Source organism: Collimonas sp. GW821-FHT07E08 (assembly GCF_059418905.1).
The window spans coordinates 106,754-132,531 of record NZ_JBWKQR010000003.1; the positions used below are offsets into that span (position 1 = coordinate 106,754).

Consider the following 25,778-nt stretch of genomic DNA (forward strand, 5'->3'; position numbering starts at 1 on the left):
GGCTGAACATGCTTGTCGGCAGCAGTTCATTCGTTCAATCATCTTGTGGAGTCAACATGCATCATTTCAAGTCTTCCTGCCGGCTAGCGCTGGCAGCGATAATCGGGACGGCTTTCAGCGCCGCGGCAGGTTTGAGTCATGCCGATCCGGTCCTGGCCGAGGAGCCGTATTCCGCCGACGCTTCCCAATGGGGGCTGGGCATCGGCCTCGGTTCTGAAAGCCGGCCCTATCGCGGCGTCAGCAATCATGTCTCGGTCTTGCCGCTGGTGCTGTATGAAAATCGCTGGATCCATTTCTTCGGCAATACGCTTGATTTCAAGCTGGGATCGGTCGACCAGTTCAGTTTTACATTGCGTGCCAAATATGCATTGAACGACGGCTACAAAAGCAGCGATTCGGAGGCATTGCGCGGCATGGACGAACGCAAGGGCAGTGCCTGGGGCGGCGTGGCCGGGACCTGGGATAATCCCTATGCGAAATTGTCGCTGGAGTGGCTGACTGCCGGCAGCACCAAGGGCAACACGGTGAAACTCGGCGCCGAGCATTCGTTTGCCGTGGGCGCTTTCCAGCTGACGCCGCACCTGAGCACGACCTGGATGGACAGCAAGTACGTCAATTATTATTACGGCGTCAAGGCAAGCGAAGCGATCGCAGGCCGCCCGGCTTATACTGGCAAATCGACGGCCAACATCGAGTTTGGCGTGCGCGCGGACTATCCGCTCACACGCAACCAGATGATCATGCTCGACGTCGGCGACCTGCAGCGCGGCACCGGCATCAAGGACAGCCCGCTGGTCGACAAGTCGTCGGCCGTGAGCGTGCGGGTAGGTTACCTTTATAAATTCTAGATACGATACCAACCATGAACCGGATCGGCTTGCTGGAAGACCACGAGCGGATGGCGCAGCTGATTCGCCAGGCGATGGCTGGGGTCGGCATCGAAGTCGATATCTATGGCCGCATCGACCATGCGGCCGACGGCTTTACCCGCATTCCCTATGCGGCGCTGGTGATCGACCGCGGCTTGCCGGACGGCGACGGGCTTGACCTGGTGCGCAAGCTGCGGAGCAAGGGCGTGCTGGCGCCATGCCTGATGCTGACCGCGCTCGATGCCTTGCATGACCGGGTAGTCGGCCTGGAGGCCGGCGCCGACGACTATCTGCCCAAGCCGTTTTCGATGGAGGAACTGGTGGCCAGGGTGCGCGCCCTGATGCGGCGTCCGCCGCAGCTGCAAAGCCTGGTTCCAGCCTATCTCGGCTTGCAGGTGTTGCCGGAAACGAGCTGCATGCGCAACGGCGACGATGCGGTGTCGCTGGCGCCATCGGAATTGCAGCTGATGCTGAGCCTGGTGCGCGCGGGCGGGCAGCCGGTGCGCCGCACCGCCTTGGAAATGGCGGCCTGGGGCGTGGGCGATGCGGTCACCCCTAACGCGCTGGATGTCGCTTTGCACCGGCTGCGGCGAAAACTGCTGGCGATCGATTCCACTGTAGAGATCGCCAACGTCAGGGCTTACGGGTTTGCGTTGCAGGAACTGCCCAATGCGCTATAGCTTGTCGAAAAAACTGATTGTCTCTGCCGCGGCTACGCTGGTGGTCATCACCCTGGTGGTGTCCGCGGGCCTGGCTGCGGTATTCCAGTGGGAGCCCGAGATATTGCTGAAGCAGGAGATGCTCAGGCATGTCGACAAGATCAAGGAAAAGATGCGCTTCGACGCCTCGGGCAAACTGACCGGGGTCGACCTGAATTCCAAAATGCAGCTGCTGTATGAAGCCTTGAAAGACGACTCCATCTACCGCATCCTGGATGACAAGGGCGCCGTGCTGGCCGCCTCCGACGGCGCCGGCATCCCCCTGTTTGCCAAAGGCACGCGTTTCGATCCCAAAACCGCGGCCGATGGCGGCCTGGTCCTGCGGCGTTCGGGATTGACATTGCATGTATTTACCCAAGCCGTTTTCCACGGCGACAAGACCTACTATATCCAGGTGGCGCGGAGCGAACGCATGCACCAGGCCATCATGGGCAGCGACAGCGCCAGTTTCATGATGGCCTCCGGGGTCGCGGTGATTGTCGCCATCCTGGTATTTACCGGTGTCGTGTGGGGCACATTCAACCGCGCGCTGCGCCCGCTGCGTGTGGCGTCGGATGCGGCCAGCAAGATTGAATTCAACCGCCTGGGCTCCCGCTTGTCCACGGTGGACGTGCCGCAAGAGCTGGTGCCGCTGATAGACGCATTCAACAAGGCGCTGGACCGGCTGGAGCGTGGCTATCGGCTGCAGCAGGAATTCCTGGCGACGGTTGCGCATGAGCTGAAGACCCCTTTGGCCCTGATCCGCGGGCAGATCGAACTCGATGGCGTGGCCGACCGCAAGCTGCTCCTGAAAGACGTCGACCGCATGGCGCGCCAGGTGCACCAGCTGCTGCACCTGGCTGAAGTGAGCGACCAGAAGAATTTTGTGTTCGAGCAGCTCGACGCCGGCGAAGTCGCGGTGAGCGCGGTCGAGCACCTGGAACGGCTGGCGGACCGGCTGGGCGTGCGCATCGTCCTGCATTCGCCGGCTCGGCAGGTATTGCTGCTGGCCGATGGCGGCGCGCTGTTTGTACTGGTCAAGAACCTGCTGGAAAACGCCCTCCATCATTCGCCGGCCGGCGCCAGCGCGGTCGTCACGGTCACGCCGGAGCAGATTTCGGTGCGCGACCATGGCGAGGGCATTGCCGCGGACCACGTGCCGTTGCTGTTCAAGCGTTTCTGGCGCGGTCCGAACCGGCGCGACGAAGGCGCCGGCCTGGGGTTGTCGATCTGCAGGGAAATTTCACATGCCCACGGCTGGCGCCTGCTGGTCAAGCACGACCAGCGCCCGGGGGCGGAATTCATCGTCGCATTCCATTGATTCCTGCGGGCGCCGGCAACCGCGCTTCCGTCAAAGTCATCGTCCTGTCATAAGACTGCTATAAGTTGATGCCTTGCAACCGGCGCTCAGAGCGGCCGCCGCCTCGCTGCGATCGCTTTCCTTGACGGATAAACCATGTACAACAATAGCAAACGATTAATCATCCTCGATGCGGATGGCACCACTATCGATGCCTACAGCGCCATCGACAAGACGTTTTCCCGCCACGGCATGGAGATCGGCGATGAGGAAAGGTTCCAGAAGCGCCGCCGCCTGTTCAAATACCTGGGCGGATTGAAAGAGTTTCCCTCCAACCTGAAAAAACAGATCGGCAAGCAGAGCCGCAAGCAGCTGATCGCCACCCTGACCGAGGTATACCGGGAAGAGGCCAAACTGTATCCTGGCATCGCGGACCTGGTGCGCAGCCTGATCGCCGCGCCGGACATCGCCGTCGGCCTGGTGACGCGCAACATGACGAACGAGCCGGAAGAGACGCTGCGGCTGCTGTTCCGGCGCCACGGCATCGATCTCGATGCGCTCGATTTTTTCGCCCACATCCCGCTGCACCTGGAAAAGATGCAGGAATTCCGCGCCATCCGCGAGCGCCTCGACATCAATCCCGCGCGCGCCTATATTGCCGGCGACGAGCATAAGGATTACCTGGCCGCGATCGGCTCCGGCATGCATCCTTTCATGGTTTCCTACGGTTTCGAAAGCTACAAGCGTCTGATCAAGAAATTCCTGGTGCCGGAAGAAATCATCTCGCGCTCGCCCGAAGAGCTGTGCGGACGCGTGCGGCACGCCATGGGCTTGACGGATAGCGCCTGACAAGGCGCTACTGCAAGGCGCCACTCCCTGTTAGAATTTATCTTCCAAAAGATGGATCGGACAGGGCACATGTACACATTGTATGGCTTCAAGGGCTCCGGCTCCGCCGTGGCGGAGCTGGCGCTGGAACTGGCCGGACTGCCTTACCGGCTGGTCGAGGCCGCTTCCTGGGAGCCCGGCTCGGCGCTCGACGAGCTGCAGCAGTTGAACCCCCTCAGGCAGATTCCTACCCTGCAGCTGCCGGACGGCAGCATCCTGACCGAAAGCGCGGCGATCCTGCTCCATCTCGGCCTGGCCCATCCCGCGGCCGGGTTGCTGCCTGCCGCTGAAACCCAGCGCGCGCAGGCCATCAGGGGCCTGGTGTATATCGCCGCCAACTGTTACGCCGCGATCGGCGTGATCGACTTCCCCGAGCGCTGGTGCGTCAATGCCGACGATGCTGTGAAAGAACAGATCCGGGAAGGCGCGCGTGCGCGCCTGCACAGTTATTGGGAAATTTTCGCCGACACGTATCCTGCATCTCCTTTCCTGAACGGCGCTTCGCTCGGCCTGCTCGACCTGATGGCTGCCGTGGTTTCCAAGTGGTCGGGCGCGCGGTCGCACCTGGCGCGGGTACGGCCCGCTTTCTTCGCCTTGGTCGAGAGGGTGCAAGCCGATCCGAAAGTGGCGCCGGTGTGGCGGCGCCACTGGGATAATTGAATTTTCCGGATTTTTACCGATGCTTTCATCGTCATTTGCAAAATGCTAAAACATATGGAGACCCAACGTGCAGTCACAAACCGAGCTGTCTGAAGACCAGTTGATGAAAAAAGTGGCATGGCGCCTGATGCCATTGCTGATCGTGATGTTCCTGGTGTCTTTCATCGACCGTCAGAACGTCGGTTTCGCCAAGCTGGAAATGGTGCATGCGCTGGGCATGAGCGAGGCGGCCTACGGCCTCGGCGCGTCCCTGTTTTTCATCGGCTACCTGCTGTTCGAGATCCCCAGCACCCTGGCCTTGCATAAATACGGCGCGCGGGTCTGGCTGGCGCGCATCATGTTTACCTGGGGCGCGGTGACCATGCTGCTGGGTTTCACCAGTTCGCTGCCGATGTTTTATGTGCTGCGCTTCGTGCTGGGCGTAGCCGAAGCCGGATTTTATCCTGGCGTGATCTATTACCTGACGCTGTGGTTCCCCCAGGTATACCGCACCCGGGTGCTGGGGATATTTACGCTGGGCAGCGCCCTGGCCAACATGCTGGGCGCCCTGGTCGGCGGCTTGCTGCTGAACCTGAACGGCACGCTCGGACTGGCCGGCTGGCAATGGGTCTTTATTGCGACCGGTGCGCCGGCGGTGCTGCTGACGCTGGTGGTGATGGTGTACTTGCCCGGCTCCATCGATGAAGCCAAATTCCTGTCGGCCGCGCAGAAAGCCAAGCTGAACGACATGATGCAGCGCGATACGCCGGCCAACGTCACCCGCGGCAATCCGCTGGCGGCGCTGTGGGACTTGCGCGTGCTGCTGTTTGCCGCCACCTACATGCTGATGTCGACTTCGCTGTATGGCGTCACTTACTGGCTGCCGACCTTGGTGAAGGGCTTCGGCGTCAGCTCCACCATCAACGGCTTGCTCAACATGATGCCGTGGGGGCTGGCGGTGCTGCTGTTGCTGTGGCTGCCGGGCAAGCTGCGCCATGACCGGGTAGTGTTCAAGGCGATCGCCGTCATCGGCTTGCTGGGTTTGCTGTGCTTTACCTCGAGCGCGCTGCTCGATTCCAACACGCTGCGTTTCGGCGCCCTGGTCATAGGCGGCGCCTGCATCACCTTGCTGTATCCCTGTTTCTGGTCCTTGCCGCCGAAATTCTTCCAGGGCGCCCGCGCTGCCGCCAGCATCGCGGCGATCAATTCGATCGGCAACCTGGGCGGGTTTTTCGGGCAGAACCTGATGCCTTACGTGGGCAAGCTCACGCACAGCAATGTCACGCCGATGCTGGTTCCCGCCGCTTGCCTGGCGGTGCTGGGCGTGGGCGGCCTGGCGGCGGTGAACTGGCAGCGCAAGCGCGACCTGGCCGACGACAGCGCGCGCGAGCGCCAGGTGGCGATCCAGGAAGACGGCAGCGAAGATCCGGGCGCCGGCATCGACCAGCTGCTGGACCGGCATCCCGACCACCTGCACATGCCGCATCCAAAACCGGCGCAGCCTGATTGAATTTTAGTGAAAGTCGCGGCTGCTGGTGTACAGCTTGCCCAGCATGGGCGACATGTCGATCAGGTGCTGGGCCACCAGGTGCCTTACGCCCTCCTGGGACTGCCAGGTGCCATTGACGCCCATCAGCTTCGCTCCCCGCAGTTCCTTGCGCTGGCTGTCTGCCAGGTCGGGCCAGACGATGACGTTGACAGTGCCGGTTTCATCTTCCAGCGTGACGAACACCACGCCCTTGGCCGTGCCGGGGCGCTGGCGCACCGTGACGATGCCGCAGGCCCGCGCCAGCTGGCCGCTGCGGAAAGTATTCAGCACCTCGGCCGGCCTGAAGCGCTGGGCATTGAGCTGCGGGCGCAGCAGCGCCAGCGGATGGCGCCCCAGGGTCAGGCCCAGCGCATCGTAATCGTTGAGCAGGTTTTCTCCTTCCGTCGGCGGCGCCAGCAGCAATTCGTCTTCCGCCACCTGGGCCTGCCTGAGCAAGCCTTTGTCCGGTGCGCTGACCAGCGCCTGCCATAACGCCTGGCGGCGGTTGCCGACCAGCGGCGCGAGCGAATTGGCGGCCGCCAGCGCCTGCAGCTGGTCGCGCTGCAGGCCGCTGCGCAAGGCCATGTCCTTGAGGTCGGCGAACGGCCGCACCGCGCGCGCCGCTTCAATTTCGTCGACATCGCGGGAACTCAGTCCGCGCACCAGGTTGAAGCCCAGCCTGACTGCCGGCCTGGCCGCCGAGGTTGATTCCAGGGCGGCCTCCCAGTTGCTGACGTTGATGTCGACCGGCAGCACTTCCACGCCATGCCGGCGCGCGTCCTGCACCAGCTGCGACGGCGAATAGAATCCCATCGGCTGGCTGTTCAGCAGCGCCGCCAGGAACGCTTCCGGTTCGTGGCATTTGAGCCAGGAGCTGGCGTAGGCGAGCAGGGCGAAACTGGCGGCGTGGCTTTCCGGGAAGCCGTATTCGCCGAAGCCCTGGATCTGGCTGTAGATGGCTTCGGCGAAACTCTTGTCGTAGCCCCTGTCTGTCATGCCGTCGATCAGCTTGCGTTCGAATTTTTCGAGGCCGCCTTTGCGCTTCCAGGCCGCCATTGAGCGGCGCAGGCTGTCGGCCTCGCCCTCGGTGAAACCTGCTGCGATCACGGCGATCTGCATGACTTGTTCCTGGAAAATCGGGATGCCGAGGGTTCGTTCTAGCGCCTCTTTCAATTTGTCGCTGGGATAGACGATGTCGTTGGGATCTTTTTTCCTGTTTTGCAGAAAAGGATGAACCATGCCGCCTTGGATCGGCCCCGGCCGGACGATCGCAACCTGGATCACCAGGTCATAGAATTTACGCGGCCGCAGGCGCGGCAGCATGCTCATCTGGGCCCGGCTTTCGATCTGGAACACGCCTATGGTGTCGGCCTGGCAGATCATGTCGTAAGTCGCGGGATCTTCGCGCGGGATGTCTTTCATCTCGAACGTTTCGCCGCGTTGCATCGCCACCATCGCCAGCGCCCGCTGCAGCATCGACAGCATGCCCAGCGCCAGCACGTCGACCTTCAGTATGCGCAGGGCGTCCAGGTCGTCCTTGTCCCATTGCACCACGCTGCGGTCTTTCATCGCCGCGTTTTCGATAGGCACCAGGCGCGACAGCTTGCCGCGCGAAATCACGAAGCCGCCCGGGTGCTGCGACAGGTGGCGCGGAAAGCCCATCAGGGTATGCGACAGCTCGGCCCATTGTTCGGCAATCGCAGTATCGGCAGCCATGCCGAGCTCGCCGAAGTTCTGCTGCAGCTGCTGCTTGTCGTCCCACCAGCGCTGCGATTTGGCGACCTGGTCGACCAGGCCGGGGTCGACGCCCAGCGCCTTGCCGACATCGCGCAGCACGCTGCGCGGCCGGTAGCTGATCACGACCGCGGTCAGCGCCGCCCGCCGCCGGCCGTATTTTTCGTAGATGTACTGGATCACTTCTTCGCGCCGCTGGTGTTCGAAATCGACGTCGATGTCGGGCGGTTCGTTGCGCTCGCGGCTGATGAAGCGGCCGAACAGCAAGGTGCTCTGGGCCGGGTCGACTTCGGTGATGCCGAGGCAGTAGCAGACCGCCGAGTTGGCCGCCGAGCCGCGGCCCTGGCACAAGATGCCCCGGCTGCGGGCGAACTGGACGATATCGTAGACCGTCAGGAAATACGCTTCATATCCAAGCTCCTGGATCAGGTCCAGTTCGTCTTCCAGCTGCCGCTGCACTGCGGCCGGGATCTGGTCGGAGAAGCGGCTGCGTGCGCCGATATAGGTTTGCTGGCGCAGATAGCTGGCCGGAGTATGTCCCGGCGGCACGATTTCATCCGGATATTCATACCGCAGCTCATCCAGCGAGAAGCTGCACATGCCGGCGATCCTTACCGTTTCGGCCAAGGCCGCCGCCGGATACAGGTTGCCCAGCCGCAGCCTGGCGCGCAGGTGCTGTTCGGCATTCGGCGCCAGCGCATAACCGCAGGCAGCGACAGTCTTGCCGAGCCGGATCGCAGCCAGTGTATCCTGCAGCGGCTTGCGCGAGCGGCGATGCATGCAGACATCGCCGGTAGCGGCTACCGGCAAGCCGAGCGCCTGCGCGGCCTGCTCGATCACGGCGCGCTGGCGCTCGTCGCCGGCCTGGTGCAGCATGGTCATGCCGATCCAGGCGCGGCCGGGAAAAGTATTGCGCAGCCATGCCGCCTGGCGGTTCAGCGTTGCGCTGTCGACGCCATGAGCCGGCAGCAGGACCAGCAGGCAATCGGGCAGCTGGCGCAGGTGGGCGTCGGCGCTGTCCGGCGCGTCGAAGTCTTGCGGCCGGAGCAGGTAATGGCCTTTGCCGGCGCGGCTGCGCGCCAGCGTGATCAGTTCCGAAAGATTACCGTAACCTTCGCGGTTTTGCGCTAGCGCGATGAGGGAAAACGCCGGGCTGCCGTCGGCCTCGTGCAGCTGGAACTGGCTGCCGATCAGCAGCGGCAGTCCATGTTTCTTGGCTTCGACATGGGCGCGCACCACGCCGGCCAGCGAGCATTCGTCGGTCATCGCCAGCGCCGCGTAGCCGAGCTGGACGGCGCGCTCCACCAGTTCCTCGGGATGCGAAGCGCCGCGCAGGAAACTGAAATTCGAGACGCACTGCAGCTCGGCGTATTCCGGCAATACGATCGACGGCGGCGCCAGCGAAGGATTTTCGTCCATAGGCAATCAGGCAAACAGGCCGTGCAGGAACCAGCGGATGTCATCGCCGTCGCGCTCGCGGTAGATCCAGTAGCAAGCGGCTTCTTCGCCTTCCGCCACGAAGTAGTCGCGCACGGTCGGCGGGCCGTCCCACCAGCCGCATTCGATCCGCTCCGGCCCTGACAGCAGGCGCAGCGGCGAACCATAAAACGGCCGGTGCTTGCGCAGCATCAGGGCCAGCGGCTGCTGCAGCAGCCAGAATGGCCGCTGTGGCTGGGGCCGAGGCAATGCATCGCCTGGCGTTTGGCGGCACAGGCCGTCGCCGGCCGCCTGCCAGGCGTTGGCGACTTCCGGCCGGTGGTCGGCCAGCGCCGCCGGCTGCAAGACGTTTTCGCTGCCGAGCCGCGCGCTCAGCAGCTCCAGCAGGCGGGCATAGGCGCCGGGCGTGCCGCCTGGCTCGGGAAACAGGGAGGCGGTCGGCGGCAGCATCGGCGCTACCTGGGTTGCCTGCAAGCGCAAGGCGATCACCGGCGCATCGAGTTGCAGCCGGCCCAGCCTTTCTTTCAGCAGGCGCAGCAGGTGTTCTTCATGCCAGGCCGGTTCGCCCAGCGCGATTTCCAGCGGCGTCGGGGCGATTGCCTGGCGCCCGCGTTCGTGTTCCAGCGACAGCAGGAAACGCGATACCGCCAGCTGCTGCGCTACCAGCCAGCCGATCATTTGCAAGACCAGGCGGCGCGCCGCAAACAGTACCGCCTCGGCATGTTCGATGCGGTCCGGCAGCTCCAGCCAGGCGCTGAATGCCTGCGGCGGCTGCACCCATTCGAAAATTTCGGGTGCGCTGCCGTAGGCGCGGTCCAGGGTGTCCAGGATGTGCTTGTCGCTGCGCCGCTGCAGCCCGGCGCGCGGCAGCTTGCGCAAGTCGGCCAGGGTCTGGCAGCCGATGCCGGCCAGCCATTCCTGGTGGGCGCGCGCCGCCGGCAGGATCGCGAACGGCAATCGATCCAGCCGCCGCTGCAGGCTGGCCAGGCGCAGGCTGCGGCGTTGCATGCGGCGGCGATGGCGGGCCAGCAGCCACGCGCCCTGGGCGGTTGGCGCCATGCTGATGTGCGGCGTGAAACCCAGCGCCTGGATGCTGTCGCGGATGCGGCGGCACAGCGCCAGCCGGCCGCCGAAAGCGCTCAGGCTGGCGCTGATGTCGAGCAGCAGCGAATCTTCCTCGGCATGCGCTACTTCCGGCGTGTATTGCAGCAGGGCCAGCGCGATATCGTCGCGCGCGCCTTGTTCGCGCGCCGCATCGCGCTCGCATAACAAAGCCTGCGGCGCCAGCGCCAGCACGCCGCCGCGGCGCATGCCCGGGCGCACGCCGCTGGCCGCCGCGGCGGGCGTCATGGCCAGCACCTGGTCATGTTCCAGCACCGCCAGCATGCAGGGCTCAGACCAGCGCGGGCGCAATGTTTCCAGCGCCAGCAGCGGCAGGTGTATGCCTATCCAGAGTGTCATGGTCGGGTACGGCAAAAGAAGGTGGCGGAACGGCTGGAGCGGTGGCCGGGGCCACGGTTGCCGCCAGCGGCAGGTAAAACGCTTGTTCGTGTTGCGGCCCCTTGCGTTTGAGCAGCTGGATTTCGACCCCGTTGCGCGCCGGCCGCAATGTCAGCCGCAAAGGCGAGGGCGAGGATTCGTGGGCGGCGCTCAGCGGCCGCAGCAGCCACAGCAGGGTGTCGCTGGCCTGGGCCGCCAGGTGCAGGCGGCGCAAAGCCTCGCCCCGGACATGGGATTGCCATAGCAGCAGCGCGCCGCAGCTGCCGTTGCGCAATACCTGTTCCGCCGACCACAGCGCATCGGCGCTGCGCGCCGCCTTGATCCACAGCAGCTGTCCGCTGGCCAGGCCGGCGCCGTCCCAGGCCGCGATCTGCGGCAGATGCGGCGGCTGCAGCAAGACGATCCGGCGCTGGCTGGCGATGCGCATCAGCGCCGGCTGCAGCAGGCGCATTTCGCCGCAGCCGGCCTGTTGCAGCAGCAGCTCTATCAATGCCGAATGCGGCCAGCCGCCGTTCGGCAATTCACGGTCGAGGGATGGATGGCCGGAGGCGGTGACCACGCCCTGGTAGGAACCCATCTGGTCTGCGCGCCACAAGGCATGCGGCAAGGCTGCCACGACCGATTGGGCGGCGGCGGAAATGCTGGATGTACCGGTGGATATGAACATGGCAAGCTTTAAGACAAGACTGAGATTTATATTATACTGTATGTATATACAGTATAAATTCAATCCTGCTTTAGTCAATACGGTTATCTATCTGGCTTGCCAAATCAGTCAATAAGTTGGCAGTTGGATCAGCGCGCCTGATCCAACTGCCAGTTTTGGGCGGAACCGAAATGCGCCGCCACCCGGCCCGCAAGCAAGCCCAGTCCCGAACACAGCACAAAATAGATCAAGCCGATGAACATGAAGATCTCGGCCGGATAAATCATCACCCGGCTGTTGACCTGCGCCGCCACGAACGATAGTTCGCCGACGCCGACGATATAGGCCAGTGAACTGTCCTTGACCAGGGTTACCCATTGGTTGACGAAGGACGGCAGCATCATCTGCAGCGCCTGCGGCAGCACGATGTGGCGCAGCACCGCCATGCGCGTCATGCCCAGCGACAGGCCGGCATCCCATTGCCCGGCCTTGACGCCGCCGATGCCGGCATGCACCGAATGCGCCAGGTAGGCGCCGCCGATCAGCGCCAGGGCGCACATCACCGACAGCACGCCCGGCACGTTGATATGGAAAACAATCGGCAGCAGGAAGTAAGTCCAGAAGATCAGCATCAGCACCGGGATCGCCCGGAAGAAGCCGAGCACCATGGTCAGCAGCAGCTGCGGCCAGCCGCGCGCCAGCGACAAGGCGACGCCCAGCGCCAGCCCCAGCAATGCCGAGACCAGCGCCGAACCGACGCTGAGCAGCACGGTCAAGGCCGCGCCGCCCAGCGGGCCGTCGGGATAAGCGCCCCAGAGCAGGTAAGGCAGGTTGTCCGTCAATACGCTGAGCTGCATGCTCATCGCTGCGTACCGCCGGCAAGTCTTTGCCGGCGCTGGAGCAGCTGGCCGGCGGTTTCGATCAGCGCGATGGCGGCGATGTAAAACAAGGTCGCCACGCCAAAAGCCTGGAAGGTCTTGAAGGTTTGCGCTTCCACCTGGCGCGAAGTGTAAGACAGTTCAGCCAGGCCGATGGCCATGGTCAACGACGTGTTCTTGACGATGTTCATGTACTGGCCAAGTAAGGGCGGCAGCGCGATGCGTATTGCTTGCGGCAGGATCACGTAACGCAATCCCTGCCAGCGGTTCAAGCCAAGGGCGGCGGCCGCCAGCCGCTGTGCTTCGGCAACGCCGCGCATGCCGGCGCGGATTTCCTCGCTGACATAGGCAGCGGAATACAGGCTCAGGCCGAAGATTGCGCACAGCAGTTCGAACGATGGCCATGTCAGTGTCAGGTACGGTCCCAGCGCCACGCTGTGCACCGCATTGAGCCATTCCACCGAACCATCCGGCAGCAGGCTGGAGACGCCGAAATACCAGAAGAACAGCTGCACCAGCAGCGGCGTATTGCGGAAGACGGAAAGGAAGCCGCCGGCAGGCAGCAACAACCAGGGTTGCCGGCTCGAGCGTGCGGCTGCGACGACGACGCCCAGCAAGGTGGAAAGCACGGCAACCACGGCCGACAGCTGCAGCGTCATCCACAGGCCGTCGACCAGCCAGCCGAGATATTTGGGGGCCAGCATTTGCCCCAGGGCAGCTTGGAACTCAGTCATTTTCTACTTTGCGGCTACTCAACAAAAAAACACCGGCAGGCCCGAAGGCTTGCCGGTGCAAGACAGATGCACTCAGAAGTCGGTCAGTTCTGGCTCAGCCTGGTGTCGCCGATCTTGAACAGGCGCGGCAGCGGCGATTTGCTGCCGGGGCCGAACCATTTGTCGTAGATCTTGAGGGCGGTGCCGTTCTTTTCAAATTCGCGCAGGGTGTCGTTGAGCGTATTGACCAGGCGGGTCTCGCCCTTGGGCACGCCGACGCCTTCGTATTCCTCGGAAATGGCAAATGCCGGGATTTCATATTTTTCCTTGTCCGGGATATTCGCCAGCAGCGCGATCAGTTTCGAGCCGTCCTGGGTAATCGCCTGGACATTGCCGTTGCGCAGGGCGGCCAGGGCGAACGGGGTGTCGTCGTACAGGACTACCTTGGCGGCCGGGTATTTTTCGCGCAAGGTGGTTTCCATGGTGGTGCCTTTGTCGGTGCCTATGCGCAGCTCAGGAATCTGCGCAGCGTTCTTCAGCACGCCTTTTTTCGCCAGGAACTGCTGGCCCGAAGCAAAATAAGGAATGCTGAAATCGATCACCTGGGCGCGCTCGGCGTTGATGGTGAAATTGGCGAATACCACGTCGACCTTGCCGGATGTCAGCAAGGGAATCCGGTTGGCCGGATTGGTCGGCACCAGCTCCACTTTGACGCCAAGCCTTGTGGCGACTTCGTTGGCATAGTCGACATCGAGGCCGATGATCTTGTTGGTCTTCTGGTCGACAAAACCGAACGGCGGATTGCCGTCGAACGTTGCGACCCTCAGCACGCCGGCTTTCTTGATGTCGTCGAGCTTGTCTGCGTGGGCCAGGCCCGACAGCAGCGTCAGGCCGGTAAACAGGATGGCAAGTGATTTCATTGTTGTTGTAGTCCCTGGGTTGATGTATCGGTGCGGCGGATCGCAAAAAACGATCGCCATGCCGGGCAGATTAACAAAACAAAATCAAGCGGTGAACGATCAATGTCGCATTTGAATATTACAAGTTTGCAGGCGTTCTCCAGGCGACCCCGGCCGGATGCTGAAACACCGTTAAAATGAAGGAAATCACAGGCAAGGAGCACACGCAATGGCAACAACGAAAAAAGTCGCGCTGGTTACCGGCGCAGGTTCCGGCATCGGCAGGCACATCGCCTTGGCCCTGCTGCGCAACGGTTACAGCGTGGTGCTGGCGGGCCGGCGCGTTGCTGCGCTGGAGCAAACGGTCGCCGCTGCCGGGGCGGGCGCGGATGCCTTGGCGGTGCCGGCCGATGTCAGCGATCCGGCGTCGGTCAAGGCCTTGTTCGAAAAAATCAAGGAGCAATTCGGCCGGCTTGACCTGCTGTTCAACAATGCCGGCATCTTTACCAAACCGGCGTCGCTGGAAGAAGTCGATTTTGCGCAGTGGAAGGCGTCGGTCGATGTCAACCTGAGCGGCGCTTTCCTGTGCACGCAGGAAGCGTTCCGCATCATGAAGGCGCAAACGCCGGGCGGCGGCCGCATCATCAACAACGGTTCGATCGCGGCCCATGTGCCGCGGCCGAATTCGGTGGCGTATACGGCCACCAAGCATGCCATCACCGGCCTCACCAAATCGACTTCGCTGGACGGCCGCAAATACAATATCGCCTGCGGCCAGATCGATATCGGCAACGCCGCCACCGACATGACCGAACGGATGGAGCAGGGCATCCTGCAAGCCAACGGCCAGGTTGCGGTGGAGCCGACCATGTCGGTAGAAAACGTCGCCAACGCGGTGCTGTACATGGCGAGCCTGCCGCTGGATGCGAACGTTCAGTTCATGACGGTGATGGCAACTAATATGCCGTTCATCGGGCGCGGCTGATCCGCTCCGGCCCGGCCGGAAATTGAATCCTCGTTACGGCTTCAGTTCGACGTTGAATGCTTCGCCGGTGGCAAAGAAGGCGCCGCCGGACAGGTAGTGCAGCGAGCGCTGGTCGTCCGCGGGGAAGTGCCAGCGGCCTGCCGAGAAAGCCGCTGAATCGGCCCAGGCGGCGACCACTTCGGCGATGAACAGGTCGTAGCGCTGCTGGTTGTGCAGCTCGGGGATCACCTTGCATTCGAGCCAGGCCAGGCAGCCCGACATCAGCGGCGCGGCAATTTTCTCCGATGGAAATGTGGCGATATCGAGCGCGGCGAATTTGTCGCCTTCGCGTCCCGAGCTGGATCCCACCGCCAGCGTGGTTTCGGCCAGCGCCCGGGTCGGGATGTTCAGGGCGAACTCGCCCGAAGCTTCCACCAGCTCGCGGGTCAGGGTGCTGCTGTCGATCACTAGCAGGACCTTGGGCGGATCGAAATCGAGCGGCATCGCCCAGGCCGCCGCCATCACATTGCTGACGCCGCCATGGGCGCTGGTGACGATGGTGGTGGGGCCGTGGTTGAGCAGGCGGTAGGCTTTGGCCAATTCTACTGCTTGAATATTCTGCATGATGATTCCGGTGATAATAACGCTGCTGGGTTATTCTATCTGGGTTCGCATCCTCAAGCACGGTCGGCCGGATAGGTCACCCCGATTTGCGCGCGTATCGTATCGAGCACGGCCATTTGCGCCAGGGTCTCGTCGTGCGTCATGAACGGGCTTTCAATCAGCCCGGCGCGCAGGCAGCGCATCACCTCGATCGCCTCGTGCGCATAACCGTTGCCGATGAATGGACATTGCTGGCTGCGTGTGCTGCCGTCCGCCAGGGTTATGGTCAGGCTGGCGCCCAGGTGGAAACCGGTATGCAGGCGCAGGTAGCCAAGCTCGCCGGAAATGGTCATTTCTACCGGGCCGGCGATACGGGTGCTGCAGACGCAGGAAGACAGGCCGCCGCCGCGATGGCGCATGGAAAACGCAGTTTGCTCGTCGACGCCGGTGGCGCCGATGTCGGCAACTGACTGCACGGCGTCGACCGGGCCAAGGAAAAAAGTCGAGATCGATAAAGGATAAATGCCGATATCGAGCAGTGCGCCGCCACCGAGTTCCGGGTTGTACAAGCGGTGTTCCGGTCCGAAATCGCCGACGAAGCTGAAATCCGACTGCACCTGGCGCACCTTGCCGATTTCGCCGCTGGTGACGATGCGCCTGGCTTCGGCAATGCCGGGCAAGAAGCGCGACCACATCGCCTCGAGCAGGAAACGACCGTTACGACGTGCCAGCGCGATCACCTGCTCCGCTTCGCGCCGGTTCATGGTGAACGGTTTTTCGCACAGCACATGCTTGCCGGCTTCCAGGCACATGATGGCATTTTCGGCGTGCATGGAATGCGGCGTGGCGATGTAGACTACATCGATTTGCGGATCGTCGGCCAGCGCCTGGTATGAGGCATGGCGCCGCTCTATATCGAATTCGCGGCCGAATGCGTCGACGCTGCCGCTGCTGCGCGACGCTGCCGCCTGCAGGATGGCTCCAGGGGCGTCACGCAGGCCGAGAGCAAAAGCCCGAGCGATTTTTCCGGTACCGAGAATGCCCCAGCGGATAGATTGCTGCATAGATCCTGCTTACTCGGTCTTGGTCACTTTACTCAGATGCCGCGGCTGATCGGGATCCATGCCGCGCGCCACCGCCAGTTGCGCCGCCATCACGTAGAACGCCTGGATCGCCACGATCGGATCGAGGTCCGGCGTTGCCGCTACCGGCAAGGTCAGGTCGCGCGCCGCCACGTCGTCCGGCGCCGCCAGCAATACCTTGGCGCCGCGGCCGCGCATTTCCTCGGCCAGCTTGAGCAGGCCGGCCTGGGTCGGTCCGCGCGTGGCGAAGATCAGCAATGGGTAACCCTCATCGATCAAGGCCATCGGACCATGCTTGATTTCCGCGCCGCTGAAAGCCTCGGCCTGGATCGCCGAGGTTTCCTTGAACTTCAACGCCGATTCCAGCGCCAGCGGCAAGCTGATGCCGCGGCCGACCACCATGATGCGCGAGGAGGGCGCCAGGACCTCGATAGCGGGCGCCCAGTCAAGCTGGGTAGCCGCGGTGAGCGCTTGCGGCAAGGCGTCGATGGCGGCCAGGAAGGCAGCGTCGTCTTGCCAGTGCGCGGCCAGCCTGGCGGCCGCCACCAGGCTGGCGATAAAGCTCTTGGTGGCTGCCACGCTGAGTTCGGCGCCGGCATGCAAGGGCAAGGTCCATTCGGCGCTGCCGGCCAGCGGCGATGCGGCATCGTTCACCAGCGCCACGGTGGTGGCGCCGCTGTCGCGGAAGTAGCGGATCGGTTCGATCACGTCAGGGCTCTGGCCCGACTGCGAAATGGCGATGACGAGCGCATCGCGCGCGATCAGCGGCGCTTTGTTGAGGGTCACCAGCGACAGCGGCAGCGAAGCGACGATGCGGCCCAGGCGCGCCATGATCAGGTAGGCGCAGTAATTGGCGGCGTGGTCGGAACTGCCGCGCGCCACGGTCAGGATGGTCGACGGCGGCGCGGCCCGCAGGCGTTGCCCCAGTTCGGCGTAGCGGTCGCGGTCCTGGCTGAGCTGCAAGGCAACCTGTTCTGCCGCCGAGCGGGCTTCTTTAAGCATCAACGAGGTCAATTCTTTCTCCTTCTACATAAACAGCTTTGAGTTTGAGCTGGCGGTCCAGCACCAGAATGTCGGCGAAGCAGCCTTCCTTGAGGCGGCCGCGCTCCTGCATGCCGAGATAGTCGGCAGGGTAGGTGGAGACGCGCAGCGATGCCTCGGCCAGGTCGAGGCCGAGCGACACCAGGTTGCGCAAGGCCTGGTCCATGGTCAGGGTGCTGCCGGCCAGGGTGCCGTCGCCCAGGCGCACGCCGCCCAGGCACTTATGGACTACCTGGCGGCCCAGCATGTATTCGCCGTCCGGCATGCCGGAAGCCGCGGTGGAATCGGTGACGCAGTACAGGCGCGGAATCGCCCGCAGCGCGGTCTTGATGGCGCCCGGATGGACATGCAGCAGGTCCGGGATCAGTTCGGCGTATTCGGCATGGGCCAGCGCAGCGCCGGCCATGCCCGGCTGCCGGTGATGGAAGGAACTCATGGCGTTGAACAGGTGGGTAAACCCGGCCGCGCCGTTTTTCAGGGCGGCCACGCCGTCTTCATAAGTACCCAGGGTATGGCCGATCTGCACCCGCATGCCGAGCTGGGACAAGGTCTTCACCAGCGCCATGTGGCCGTTGATCTCGGGCGCGATGGTGATCAGCTTCAAGGGGGCGAAGCTGCGCAGCCAGTCGACTTGCTCCAAGGTCGCGGCAATCGCAAAATCAGGCTGCGCGCCGAGCTTGCCGGGATTGATGTAGGGACCTTCCAGGTGCGCTCCCAGCACCCGCGCGCTGCCCGCACGGCGGCCGCGGCAGGCGCGGCCGATTGCGCCCAGCGCCGCTTCCAGCTCTTCCGCCGGCGCGGTCATGGTGGTGGCCAGCATGCTGGTCGTGCCATGCTGGGCGTGCAGGCGCGAGACCACGTGCACGGCGTCGCCGGCTTCCATGATGTCCTTGCCGCCGCCGCCATGGACGTGCAGGTCGATAAAGCCGGGCAAGATGTAATCGCCGCTGGCCGGCGCCTGTCCTTGCGCTTCGCCTTTGATCTCGGTAATCATGTCGCTGAAGCCGATGCTGCCGACCACCCAGCCATCGCTGGTCAGGACATTGCCATGCAGTTGTGTAGCGTTGCCGTTCATATTGTTTCCCCTGCTGACTCTGCTGCGAGCTGCTGGCGCAGCAGCAGCAATGCGCCGGTCGCGGCGCCGGCGCGCGGCGTGGCCGCGCGCGATTTTAACGGTTCCGGCAAATAGGCTTGCAACGGGGCGGCCAGGCCGCCGCACAGGGCAATCGGCAATTGCTGGGATGGATCGAGCGCGTTGGCGATCTGGGCGATTTCCTGGCCTGCCTTGTGCAGGATGGCAAGCGCCGCTTCATCCTGCCCGGCATGCGCCACCACCAGCGGCGCCAGCTGCGCAAAAATGCTTTGGTTGGCGCTGTTGACCCAGGCGATCACGCGTTCCCGGTTCGCGCTGCTGCTGAAATCGGCACCGGCGTCGTCGTCGCCGCCGCAAAAGCGCACGATGGCCCGGGCCAGCGAACCCGGTGCGACACGGCCGTCCAGGGCGCGTTCGACATGGTTGGCGGCGCGCAGGCCGATCCAGCCGCCGCTGGCTTCGTCGCCGGTCTGGAAGCCCCAGCCGCCGACTTCCCGGCGGCTGCCGTCGGCCAGCAAGACTTCGCCGACGCTGCCGGTGCCGATGGCGACCACGACGCCGGCCTGGCCCAGGTGCGCGCCGAGCAAGGTGGTGAAGGCGTCGGTGCCGGTGGCAAGGGCGCCGAAACCGGGGTTCTGGGCGCGGAACTGCGCCGCCCATTGCGGATTGTTGATGCCCGACAAACCGCAGCCGGCGGCGATCGCCTGGTAGGGAGGGCGGACGATGCCGGCGCTCTGGAATGCGCCGTCAAGCGCCGTGACGATGGCGCACCAGGCCTTGCTGGTGCCGTGCATCAGCGCCGACGGTCCGCTGCTGCCGTCGGCGACATGGCTGCCGTCAGGGCGCTCGACCCGGATTTGGGTCTTGGTGCCGCCGCCGTCGACGCCGATCAGATATTCGTACGCTGTTTTCAACTCTACCCCCACGCCTTTTTGAAGGCGCATATTGTATCTATTATTGTTTGGATGAAATCATGTTTCCAGGTTTTAACCTCGCCAGCGCCAGGCCCTTGGCGTCGAATACATGGAAAGCGTTGCTTGGCGCCGACAGGGTGACGGTATCGCCGATATGCACCGGATTGTTGCCGTCGCCGCGCACCAGCAGGTCCTGGCCGTCCTGCAGCGTCACATAAATGAAGTTGGCTTCGCCCAGGTGCTCGACGATGCTGACTTTGCCGCTGAATACTTCACCACTATGCGCGTTTTCCAGGATATGTTCAGGCCGCAGCCCTATCGTCACGGCGTCGCCGGCCTTGGCCGTGCCGGCGGCGACATCGGCGCGGATCTCCTGGCCGCTGCTGAGTCGGATCTTCAGGTGGTCGGTTTCGATTGCCGTAATCGCGCCGTTGAACAGGTTCATCTTGGGCGAGCCGATAAAAGTCGCGACAAACAGGTTTTGCGGCCGCTGGTACAGTTCCAGCGGCGATCCCGCCTGCTGGATGTAGCCGTCGTTCATCACCACGATCTTGTCGCCCAGGGTCATTGCTTCGACCTGGTCGTGGGTGACGTAGACGATGGTCGCTTCCAGCTGCTTGTGCAGCTTGGCGATTTCGAGCCGGGTCTGGACCCGCAGCGCGGCGTCGAGGTTGGACAGCGGCTCGTCGAACAGGAACAGTTTCGGCTTGCGCACGATGGCGCGGCCGATCGCCACGCGCTGGCGCTGGCCGCCGGACAGTTCACGCGGCAGGCGCTCCAGCAGGTGGTCGATTTTGAGGATGCCGGCGGCATGGCGGATGCGCTGGTCGATGGCGGCCTTGTCGGCGCCGGCGATCTTCAGGCCGAACGCCATGTTCTTGTACACGCTCATGTGCGGATACAGGGCGTAGCTCTGGAACACCATGGCGATGCCGCGTTCGGCCGGCGGCAGGTGGTTGACGACCTGGTCGCCGATCGACAATTCGCCGCTGGTGATCGATTCCAGCCCGCACAGCATGCGCAGCAGGGTTGATTTGCCGCAGCCGGAGGGGCCGACCAGGACCACGAATTCGCCGTCCTTGATTTCCAGGTTGAGGTCGGCCAGCACGTTCTGCTTGCCGTCATACGATTTGGTGAGTTGCCTTACGCTTACGTTTGCCATGGAATGTCTCGTTTTCTGTATTACTTGACGGCGCCGGATGTCAGGCCGCGGATCAATTGCCGGGAGAATATGACGTACATGACCAGGATAGGGATCACGGCCAGCGACAGCGCCGCCAATACCGAATTCCAGTCGGTCACATACTGGCCGATGAACTGCTGCACGCCGAGGGTAACGGTCTTGGTTTCATCCGACGGCGCCAGGATCAGCGGGAACCACAGGTCGTTCCAGGCCGGGATCATGGTGAACACCGCTACCGTGGCGATCGCCGGACGGATCAGCGGCAGGATGATCTGGAAGAAGATCTTGAATTCGCCGACGCCGTCGCAGCGCGCCGCGTCTTTCAGCTCCTTGGGGATCTGGCGGATGAATTCGGACAGGATCATCACCGCCAGCGGCAAGCCTTGCGCGGTATACACCAGGATCAGCGCGGTGCGGGTATTGATCAGGTCGAGGCTGACCACCAGCTGCAGGATGGAAACCGTGCCCAGGCGGATCGGGATCATGATGCCCAGCGCCAGGTACAGCGCCATCAGGCGGTTGCCGCGGAACTTGTATTCCGACAGGGCCCAGCCGGCCATCGCGCCGAACAGCACGATCAGCAGCAGGGAACCGAGCGTGACCACCAGGCTGTTGCCGAAGTACAGCATGAAGTTGGTGTTGTGCAGCACCTTTTCAAAGCCGATCAGCGAAAACGTCTCCGGCGTCGGGAACGCCAGCGGGTTGTCGAAGATGGCGTCGCGCGACTTGATCGAATTGATCATGATCAGGGCGATCGGGAACAGCGCGATCACGGCGTAGGCGCACAGCACCACGTGGACCCAGATGCGGCCGAGGTTGGCGAAGCGGCTTTGGCGCAGCATCGGCGCCGAGGCGGCGGCAGCGGTTGGAGAGAGCGAGGAAGTCGGTGTCATGTGCTGTCCTCGTTACAGTTCGTAGCGTGTCAGCTTGCGCTGCACGAAGTAGAAATAGCTGGCGACGCCGAGCAGGATCACCAGGAACATCAGGGTCGCCACCGCCGCGCCCATGGTCGGGCTGCCGATCTGCGCCTGGTAGCCGAAGAAGGTGCGGTAGAAGAAGGTGCCCAGGATGTCGGTGGTGTAGTTCGGGCCGGCCAGCGCGCCCTTGACTGAATAGATCAGGTCGAAGGCATTGAAGTTGGCGACGAAGGTCAGGATGGTCACCAGCCCCAGTGTCGGCAGGATCAGCGGCAGCTTGATCTGCCAGAAGATGCGGAACGAGCTGGCGCCTTCGGCATAGGCCGCCTCCAGCACTTCTTCCGGCACCGCCAGCAGGGCGGCGTAGATCAGCATCATCGGGATGCCGACGTACTGCCAGACCGAGACCAGGCCGAGCGTCAGCAATGCGGTGCTTTCCTGGCCCAGCCACGGCGCGAAATAGTCGCCCAGGCCGACATGCTGCATCAAGCCTTCGCCGACGCCCCACAACGGCGACAGGATCAGCTGCCAGATGAAGCCGATGATCACCACCGACAGCAGGGTCGGCAGGAAAATCAGGGTGCGGTAGGTGCGCGCGCCGCGCAGGCCCTTGAGGCTGAACAGGGTAGCCAGCAGCAGGCCGATCGGATTTTGCAGCAGCATGTGGATCGCGAAGAATTTCACGTTGTTCAGCATGGCGTTCCAGAACGCCTTGGACCAGTCCGAATCGAACAGGATGGTGTGGTAATTGGCGAGGCCGACGAAACTGTGGGCGCCGGCGTCGTTGCTGGTGTAGAAGCCCAGGCGCAGGGTGTCCAGCAAAGGCAGGGCGCTGAACATGGAATAGATGATGACCGCTGGCGCCAGGAATACCACGATGTGCCAAGGGAATTTCTTGTTTTGAAGATTCATTCGGGTTTTCGGTGATGGCAAAAAAATGCGTAGGTCGCCGCGGGCGCGGATGAAACACGGGGGAGATCGCGTTCCATCCGAGCCCGGCTTAATCGACCATGGAATACAGGCGTGAGCGCGGCTTACGGCGGCTTATGTCTTGACTTCCGTGCCGTGGATCACGGGCTTACCCCGGGGGCTTACCCGACGGCAAGCCTTGGCTGCTGCGTGGCTTGCCGGCCGGGGCAGAGTCAATCTTAAACTCTTCCCCGGCCGGCGAACAGCAGTGCTTATTGTTGCGGTTTATACCATTTGGCAAAGCCGGTCTGGATCTGGGCCGCGGCTTCCTTGGGCGCCAGCTTGCCGTTGAGGACCTGGGCATTCACGTTCCATAGCTGGTTTTCCATGCTCGGCTCGCCGCGGTTGAGGATTTGCGCATTGAGGCGGATGGTCGACGAGCAGGATTTGCGCCAGTCGATCATCTGCTTGGCGACCGGATCCTTGACCGAGATCAGGTGGTCCGACAGCGAGAAGAAGCCGGTGACCTTGTTGGTATAGATGTCGGCGAATTCCTGCGAACCAAGCCAGGCCAGGAACTTGTATGCATCTTCCTTGTTCTTGGATTTCTTGTTGACGCCCATGCCGATATCGTTGTGATCGGAGATATAGCATTTGTCGCCGGCTTTAGGCACTGGCGGCGGGAAGGCGCCCATCTCGAATTTGGCGTTGGTGTTGAAGTAGGCGATGTCCCAGGAGCCGGTCGGATAGATAGCCGCCTTGCCGAGCGCGAACAGGTTCTGGCTGTCGCCGTAGGTCTGCGAGCTGGCGCCCTTGGACAGGTATTTGCCCAGCTTGGCTTCGTATTCAAATGCATTGACGAAGTTCGGATCGGTGAATTTTTCCTTGCCGGCGATCAGCGCCTTGCGGCCTTCTTCACCCTTCCAGTAGTTGGGGCCGACGCCGGTGAAGACCACCTGGCTGGATTCCCACTGGTCAGCGGTGCCCAGCGCCAGCGGCGTGTATTTGCCGTTGCTCTTGATGGTGTCGAGCACCTTGAAGAATTCCGCTTCGGTTTTTGGCGGCTGCAGGTTCAGTTCCTTGAAGATTTTCTGGTTGTACAGGAAGCCGTGCATCACCGACGCCACCGGCATGCAGAACGTATCCTTGCCGTCATCTGTCTGCCATGCGGTCTTGGAGGAAGCCGGGAAGTGTTCCATGCCTGGCTTGCCGTCCAGCTTTTCCAGGTTGCCCTTCTTGTACAGGGACAGCGAGACATCGAAAGGACGGCAGGCGATCAGGTCGCCCGCGGTGCCGCCGGCCAGGCGCGCGGTCAGGCTGGAGTCGTACTCGGTAGGAGCGGTCGGCGCGAATTTGACTTCGATGCCAGGGTTCTTTTTCTGGAAAGCCGGGATCAGCACGGTTTCCCACAAAGTCTTGTCGTCGACGCGCCAGCTTTCGATGGTCAAGGTGCCGGCTTGCGCCGTGCCGACTGTCGCCAGGGCGATCAGCACTGCATTGCGGATGGTACGAATTCGGTTGATGGTTTGCATCAAAGTCTCCTCTTGGGTTTTACCGCTTGGATTTATCGCTATCGCTTGGGGTTTTATTAGTGCGGCGCTTTCCAGGGGATGAAGCCCGTGAAACCGCCGCGCACAGACATTAGCACCATAAAAAATGTGTCGCCATCTTAGTTGGAAAGCATCTATGTAAATGACATAAGTTTTTGATTTTATTCAGGAAAATTAAAATCTGCGATTTGTGCGGATTACATATCTTTACAGTGTTGCCAGCGAATTGCGGCTGTTTCATCCGGCAATAACGTCAAATCGCGGTAATGCCCTTCCTAGGCCAGTATAGATAAAATTACGAATACTTACGTTTCTTTACAAAACAAGAAGACTGCTAACGTTGTGAACCCGACTTGCGCTATAGTCACACGCGATGTTGGGGGGAGGCAGGACAGGTTTTTATAAAAAAATCAATAAGGCGCTCGATGATTGACAAGCGATACGCTAATAAAAGGGGAGGCGCGAAAACCTGGTCCGCAGGATCGCGCAAATGGCTCGCATCATGGGCAATCGGCTGCCTGTTCCAGTACTCGGCAGGCATGGCCGATGCCGCCGCGGCGACGCCGGTTGCCGGCGCAAGCCAGCTGGCAGCGTCGCTGCAGGTGGTGCACTGGTGGACTTCGGCCGGGGAGCGCAAGTCGGTTGACGTGCTGGCAGGCCGGCTCGCCGAAGAAAATATCCAATGGCGCGACATGGCCATTCCCGGCGGCGCCGGCCTGGGCGCCAGCAAGGTGCTCAAGAGCATGGTGTTGGCCGGCAAGGCGCCCGAGGCGACCCAGCTCAACGGCATTGTCTTCGGCGAATGGGCCGACCTCGGCCTGCTGCTGGAACTGGACGATGTCGCCACCCCGGGCGGCTGGCAGAAGCTGCTGTTCCCGACGGTATGGTCGCTGGTGCATAACCGCGGCCACGTAGTGGCGGCGCCGCTCGGCATACATCGCATCAATAACCTGTTCTATAACAAGAAGATTTTCGACCGGCTCGGCCTGGCGGCGCCCAGGACCTGGCCTGAATTCGAGCGGGTGGCGGAAAGACTCAAGCAGGCAGGCGTCACGCCGCTGGCGCAAAGCAGCGAAGCCTGGCAGGTCGCCACCCTGTTTGAAACGCTGGTGCTGGCGGAGAGCGGCCCGGCCTATTACCGCTCCCTGTTTGTCGACCTGAGCCCGGCCGCGTTCGGCGAGCCGCGCATGACCCACGCCTTGAAGCGCTTGCGCTCGCTCAAGCAGTGGATGCCGCAGCCGCTGCGGGAACGGCCTTGGCCGGAGGCGACGCGCCAGCTGGCGGACGGCGACGCCGCCATGTTCGTGATGGGCGACTGGGCCAAAGGGGAGCTGCTGGCCTGGGGCTTGAACACCGACCAGGATTTTTCTTGTGCGGCGGTGCCGGGCACGGCAGACTACCATCTATATAGCGTCGACACCCTGGCCATGTTCGCCGGCGACTATTCGCACCAGCCGGCGCAGGAAAAACTGGCGCAGCTGATCATGTCGCAGCCGGTGCAAAGCGCTTACAATCAGGCCAAGGGCGCGATCCCCGTATGGCGTGCGCCGGATTTGTCGAAAATGGATAGCTGCGCGCGCGCCTCGTGGAGCGCGTTCAGCAAGGGCAGCGCATTCCAGGCGCCGAGCCTGGTGCACCGCATGGCCGCCGACGAAACCGCGAAAGACGCCATCGTGGCCGAGGTGCATCGTTATTTTGTGGATGACAAGATGAGCGAAAGCGATATCCAGCGCAGGCTGGCCAGCATTGCCCGCTCTGTGTCGAAAACCGGAAAGCAGGAACAATAGGCCCAA

At 62.8% G+C, this 25,778-nt stretch carries 23 protein-coding genes; 8 read left to right on the forward strand and 15 right to left on the reverse strand.

Annotated elements, in window-relative coordinates; translation table 11 throughout:
* Window positions 1-56 precede the first annotated feature (56 nt).
* From AC07RZ_RS04980 to AC07RZ_RS05005, 6 genes are all read left to right on the forward strand, one after another.
* Window positions 57-848 carry a MipA/OmpV family protein gene (locus AC07RZ_RS04980; protein WP_494667128.1) on the forward strand — a complete coding sequence of 264 codons (792 nt, stop codon included), beginning with the start codon at window positions 57-59 and terminating at the stop codon, window positions 846-848.
* A 14-nt stretch (window positions 849-862) separates the two neighbouring features.
* Entirely contained in the window at window positions 863-1,549 is a 687-nt protein-coding gene (locus tag AC07RZ_RS04985) for a response regulator transcription factor (protein WP_494667129.1), read from the forward strand.
* Entirely contained in the window at window positions 1,539-2,888 is a 1,350-nt protein-coding gene (locus AC07RZ_RS04990; protein WP_494667130.1) for a sensor histidine kinase, read from the forward strand. The genes AC07RZ_RS04985 and AC07RZ_RS04990 overlap by 11 nt, the downstream gene beginning before the upstream one ends.
* Before the next feature lie 135 nt (window positions 2,889-3,023).
* Window positions 3,024-3,716, forward strand: a complete 693-nt coding sequence (locus AC07RZ_RS04995; protein ID WP_144737088.1) for an HAD family hydrolase — start codon at window positions 3,024-3,026, stop codon at window positions 3,714-3,716.
* 69 nt (window positions 3,717-3,785) lie between these two features.
* A complete protein-coding gene (locus tag AC07RZ_RS05000) occupies window positions 3,786-4,415 on the forward strand; it encodes a glutathione S-transferase family protein (protein WP_494667131.1) in 630 nt (209 codons plus the stop codon).
* Between the two features lie 103 nt (window positions 4,416-4,518).
* Complete coding sequence (locus AC07RZ_RS05005; protein ID WP_494667271.1) at window positions 4,519-5,904, forward strand: MFS transporter; 1,386 nt, start codon at window positions 4,519-4,521, stop codon at window positions 5,902-5,904.
* A gap of 3 nt (window positions 5,905-5,907) precedes the next feature.
* Here the strand turns inward: AC07RZ_RS05005 and AC07RZ_RS05010 are convergent, their stop codons facing one another.
* The 6 genes from AC07RZ_RS05010 to AC07RZ_RS05035 all read right to left on the reverse strand — a co-directional run bounded on the left by AC07RZ_RS05010 (window position 5,908) and on the right by AC07RZ_RS05035 (window position 13,750).
* Window positions 5,908-9,075 carry an error-prone DNA polymerase gene (locus AC07RZ_RS05010; RefSeq protein ID WP_494667132.1) on the reverse strand — a complete coding sequence of 1,056 codons (3,168 nt, stop codon included), beginning with the start codon at window positions 9,073-9,075 and terminating at the stop codon, window positions 5,908-5,910.
* A 6-nt stretch (window positions 9,076-9,081) separates the two neighbouring features.
* On the reverse strand, window positions 9,082-10,554 hold the full coding sequence (locus tag AC07RZ_RS05015; protein WP_494667133.1) for a Y-family DNA polymerase: 1,473 nt from the start codon (window positions 10,552-10,554) through the stop codon (window positions 9,082-9,084).
* On the reverse strand, window positions 10,487-11,260 hold the full coding sequence (imuA, locus tag AC07RZ_RS05020; RefSeq protein ID WP_494667134.1) for a translesion DNA synthesis-associated protein ImuA: 774 nt from the start codon (window positions 11,258-11,260) through the stop codon (window positions 10,487-10,489). The genes AC07RZ_RS05015 and imuA overlap by 68 nt, the downstream gene beginning before the upstream one ends.
* Before the next feature lie 128 nt (window positions 11,261-11,388).
* Window positions 11,389-12,096: an amino acid ABC transporter permease gene (locus AC07RZ_RS05025; protein ID WP_494667272.1), complete on the reverse strand. Its 708-nt coding sequence runs from the start codon at window positions 12,094-12,096 to the stop codon at window positions 11,389-11,391.
* A gap of 2 nt (window positions 12,097-12,098) precedes the next feature.
* Window positions 12,099-12,851, reverse strand: a complete 753-nt coding sequence (locus AC07RZ_RS05030; RefSeq protein WP_494667135.1) for an amino acid ABC transporter permease — start codon at window positions 12,849-12,851, stop codon at window positions 12,099-12,101.
* An 83-nt stretch (window positions 12,852-12,934) separates the two neighbouring features.
* Window positions 12,935-13,750, reverse strand: a complete 816-nt coding sequence (locus AC07RZ_RS05035; RefSeq protein WP_494667136.1) for an ABC transporter substrate-binding protein — start codon at window positions 13,748-13,750, stop codon at window positions 12,935-12,937.
* 208 nt (window positions 13,751-13,958) lie between these two features.
* Here AC07RZ_RS05035 and AC07RZ_RS05040 point away from each other — a divergent pair, with 208 nt between their 5' ends.
* Window positions 13,959-14,714 (forward strand): SDR family oxidoreductase, encoded by a 756-nt coding sequence (locus AC07RZ_RS05040; RefSeq protein WP_494667137.1) that lies wholly within the window; start codon window positions 13,959-13,961, stop codon window positions 14,712-14,714.
* Window positions 14,715-14,747: 33 nt separating this feature from the next.
* On the opposite strand, the gene AC07RZ_RS05045 is transcribed toward AC07RZ_RS05040, so the two are convergent.
* From AC07RZ_RS05045 to AC07RZ_RS05085, 9 genes are all read right to left on the reverse strand, one after another.
* A complete protein-coding gene (locus AC07RZ_RS05045; protein ID WP_144737069.1) occupies window positions 14,748-15,317 on the reverse strand; it encodes a flavin reductase family protein in 570 nt (189 codons plus the stop codon).
* 53 nt (window positions 15,318-15,370) lie between these two features.
* Entirely contained in the window at window positions 15,371-16,360 is a 990-nt protein-coding gene (locus tag AC07RZ_RS05050) for a Gfo/Idh/MocA family protein (protein WP_494667138.1), read from the reverse strand.
* A gap of 9 nt (window positions 16,361-16,369) precedes the next feature.
* Window positions 16,370-17,380: an SIS domain-containing protein gene (locus AC07RZ_RS05055; protein WP_494667273.1), complete on the reverse strand. Its 1,011-nt coding sequence runs from the start codon at window positions 17,378-17,380 to the stop codon at window positions 16,370-16,372.
* A complete protein-coding gene (nagA, locus tag AC07RZ_RS05060) occupies window positions 17,373-18,494 on the reverse strand; it encodes an N-acetylglucosamine-6-phosphate deacetylase (protein ID WP_494667139.1) in 1,122 nt (373 codons plus the stop codon). The genes AC07RZ_RS05055 and nagA overlap by 8 nt, the downstream gene beginning before the upstream one ends.
* Window positions 18,491-19,456 carry a glucosamine kinase nucleotide-binding domain-containing protein gene (locus AC07RZ_RS05065; protein ID WP_494667140.1) on the reverse strand — a complete coding sequence of 322 codons (966 nt, stop codon included), beginning with the start codon at window positions 19,454-19,456 and terminating at the stop codon, window positions 18,491-18,493. Before AC07RZ_RS05065 ends, nagA begins: the two co-directional genes overlap by 4 nt.
* Before the next feature lie 10 nt (window positions 19,457-19,466).
* The gene (locus tag AC07RZ_RS05070) at window positions 19,467-20,588 is read right to left on the reverse strand and encodes an ABC transporter ATP-binding protein (RefSeq protein ID WP_494667141.1); all 1,122 of its coding nucleotides are present in this window, start codon (window positions 20,586-20,588) and stop codon (window positions 19,467-19,469) included.
* A 20-nt stretch (window positions 20,589-20,608) separates the two neighbouring features.
* A complete protein-coding gene (locus tag AC07RZ_RS05075; RefSeq protein ID WP_494667142.1) occupies window positions 20,609-21,502 on the reverse strand; it encodes a carbohydrate ABC transporter permease in 894 nt (297 codons plus the stop codon).
* Between the two features lie 12 nt (window positions 21,503-21,514).
* Window positions 21,515-22,438, reverse strand: a complete 924-nt coding sequence (locus AC07RZ_RS05080) for a carbohydrate ABC transporter permease (protein WP_494667143.1) — start codon at window positions 22,436-22,438, stop codon at window positions 21,515-21,517.
* 269 nt (window positions 22,439-22,707) lie between these two features.
* Window positions 22,708-23,967, reverse strand: coding sequence for an ABC transporter substrate-binding protein (locus tag AC07RZ_RS05085; RefSeq protein WP_144737057.1), 1,260 nt, complete (start codon window positions 23,965-23,967; stop codon window positions 22,708-22,710).
* 557 nt (window positions 23,968-24,524) lie between these two features.
* Between AC07RZ_RS05085 and AC07RZ_RS05090 the strand changes: the two genes are divergently transcribed.
* Window positions 24,525-25,772 (forward strand): ABC transporter substrate-binding protein, encoded by a 1,248-nt coding sequence (locus AC07RZ_RS05090; RefSeq protein WP_494667144.1) that lies wholly within the window; start codon window positions 24,525-24,527, stop codon window positions 25,770-25,772.
* Window positions 25,773-25,778: the final 6 nt, after the last annotated feature.

Excerpts from the sequence above, each read along its gene's own strand:
- AC07RZ_RS05035 (WP_494667136.1), bottom strand. The coding sequence starts at position 13,750 with ATGAAATCACTTGCCATCCTGTTTACCGGCCTGACGCTGCTGTCGGGC.
- AC07RZ_RS05010 (WP_494667132.1), bottom strand. The coding sequence starts at position 9,075 with ATGGACGAAAATCCTTCGCTGGCGCCGCCGTCGATCGTATTGCCGGAA.
- AC07RZ_RS04990 (WP_494667130.1), top strand. The coding sequence starts at position 1,539 with ATGCGCTATAGCTTGTCGAAAAAACTGATTGTCTCTGCCGCGGCTACG.
- AC07RZ_RS05075 (WP_494667142.1), bottom strand. The coding sequence starts at position 21,502 with ATGACACCGACTTCCTCGCTCTCTCCAACCGCTGCCGCCGCCTCGGCG.
- AC07RZ_RS05040 (WP_494667137.1), top strand. The coding sequence starts at position 13,959 with ATGGCAACAACGAAAAAAGTCGCGCTGGTTACCGGCGCAGGTTCCGGC.
- AC07RZ_RS05015 (WP_494667133.1), bottom strand. The coding sequence starts at position 10,554 with ATGACACTCTGGATAGGCATACACCTGCCGCTGCTGGCGCTGGAAACA.
- AC07RZ_RS04985 (WP_494667129.1), top strand. The coding sequence starts at position 863 with ATGAACCGGATCGGCTTGCTGGAAGACCACGAGCGGATGGCGCAGCTG.
- imuA (WP_494667134.1), bottom strand. The coding sequence starts at position 11,260 with ATGTTCATATCCACCGGTACATCCAGCATTTCCGCCGCCGCCCAATCG.
- AC07RZ_RS05000 (WP_494667131.1), top strand. The coding sequence starts at position 3,786 with ATGTACACATTGTATGGCTTCAAGGGCTCCGGCTCCGCCGTGGCGGAG.
- AC07RZ_RS05025 (WP_494667272.1), bottom strand. The coding sequence starts at position 12,096 with ATGCAGCTCAGCGTATTGACGGACAACCTGCCTTACCTGCTCTGGGGC.
- AC07RZ_RS05080 (WP_494667143.1), bottom strand. The coding sequence starts at position 22,438 with ATGAATCTTCAAAACAAGAAATTCCCTTGGCACATCGTGGTATTCCTG.
- AC07RZ_RS05055 (WP_494667273.1), bottom strand. The coding sequence starts at position 17,380 with ATGCTTAAAGAAGCCCGCTCGGCGGCAGAACAGGTTGCCTTGCAGCTC.
- AC07RZ_RS05070 (WP_494667141.1), bottom strand. The coding sequence starts at position 20,588 with ATGGCAAACGTAAGCGTAAGGCAACTCACCAAATCGTATGACGGCAAG.
- AC07RZ_RS05050 (WP_494667138.1), bottom strand. The coding sequence starts at position 16,360 with ATGCAGCAATCTATCCGCTGGGGCATTCTCGGTACCGGAAAAATCGCT.
- AC07RZ_RS05030 (WP_494667135.1), bottom strand. The coding sequence starts at position 12,851 with ATGACTGAGTTCCAAGCTGCCCTGGGGCAAATGCTGGCCCCCAAATAT.
- AC07RZ_RS05005 (WP_494667271.1), top strand. The coding sequence starts at position 4,519 with ATGAAAAAAGTGGCATGGCGCCTGATGCCATTGCTGATCGTGATGTTC.
- AC07RZ_RS04995 (WP_144737088.1), top strand. The coding sequence starts at position 3,024 with ATGTACAACAATAGCAAACGATTAATCATCCTCGATGCGGATGGCACC.
- nagA (WP_494667139.1), bottom strand. The coding sequence starts at position 18,494 with ATGAACGGCAACGCTACACAACTGCATGGCAATGTCCTGACCAGCGAT.
- AC07RZ_RS04980 (WP_494667128.1), top strand. The coding sequence starts at position 57 with ATGCATCATTTCAAGTCTTCCTGCCGGCTAGCGCTGGCAGCGATAATC.
- AC07RZ_RS05090 (WP_494667144.1), top strand. The coding sequence starts at position 24,525 with ATGGCCGATGCCGCCGCGGCGACGCCGGTTGCCGGCGCAAGCCAGCTG.
- AC07RZ_RS05085 (WP_144737057.1), bottom strand. The coding sequence starts at position 23,967 with ATGCAAACCATCAACCGAATTCGTACCATCCGCAATGCAGTGCTGATC.
- AC07RZ_RS05045 (WP_144737069.1), bottom strand. The coding sequence starts at position 15,317 with ATGCAGAATATTCAAGCAGTAGAATTGGCCAAAGCCTACCGCCTGCTC.
- AC07RZ_RS05065 (WP_494667140.1), bottom strand. The coding sequence starts at position 19,456 with ATGCGCCTTCAAAAAGGCGTGGGGGTAGAGTTGAAAACAGCGTACGAA.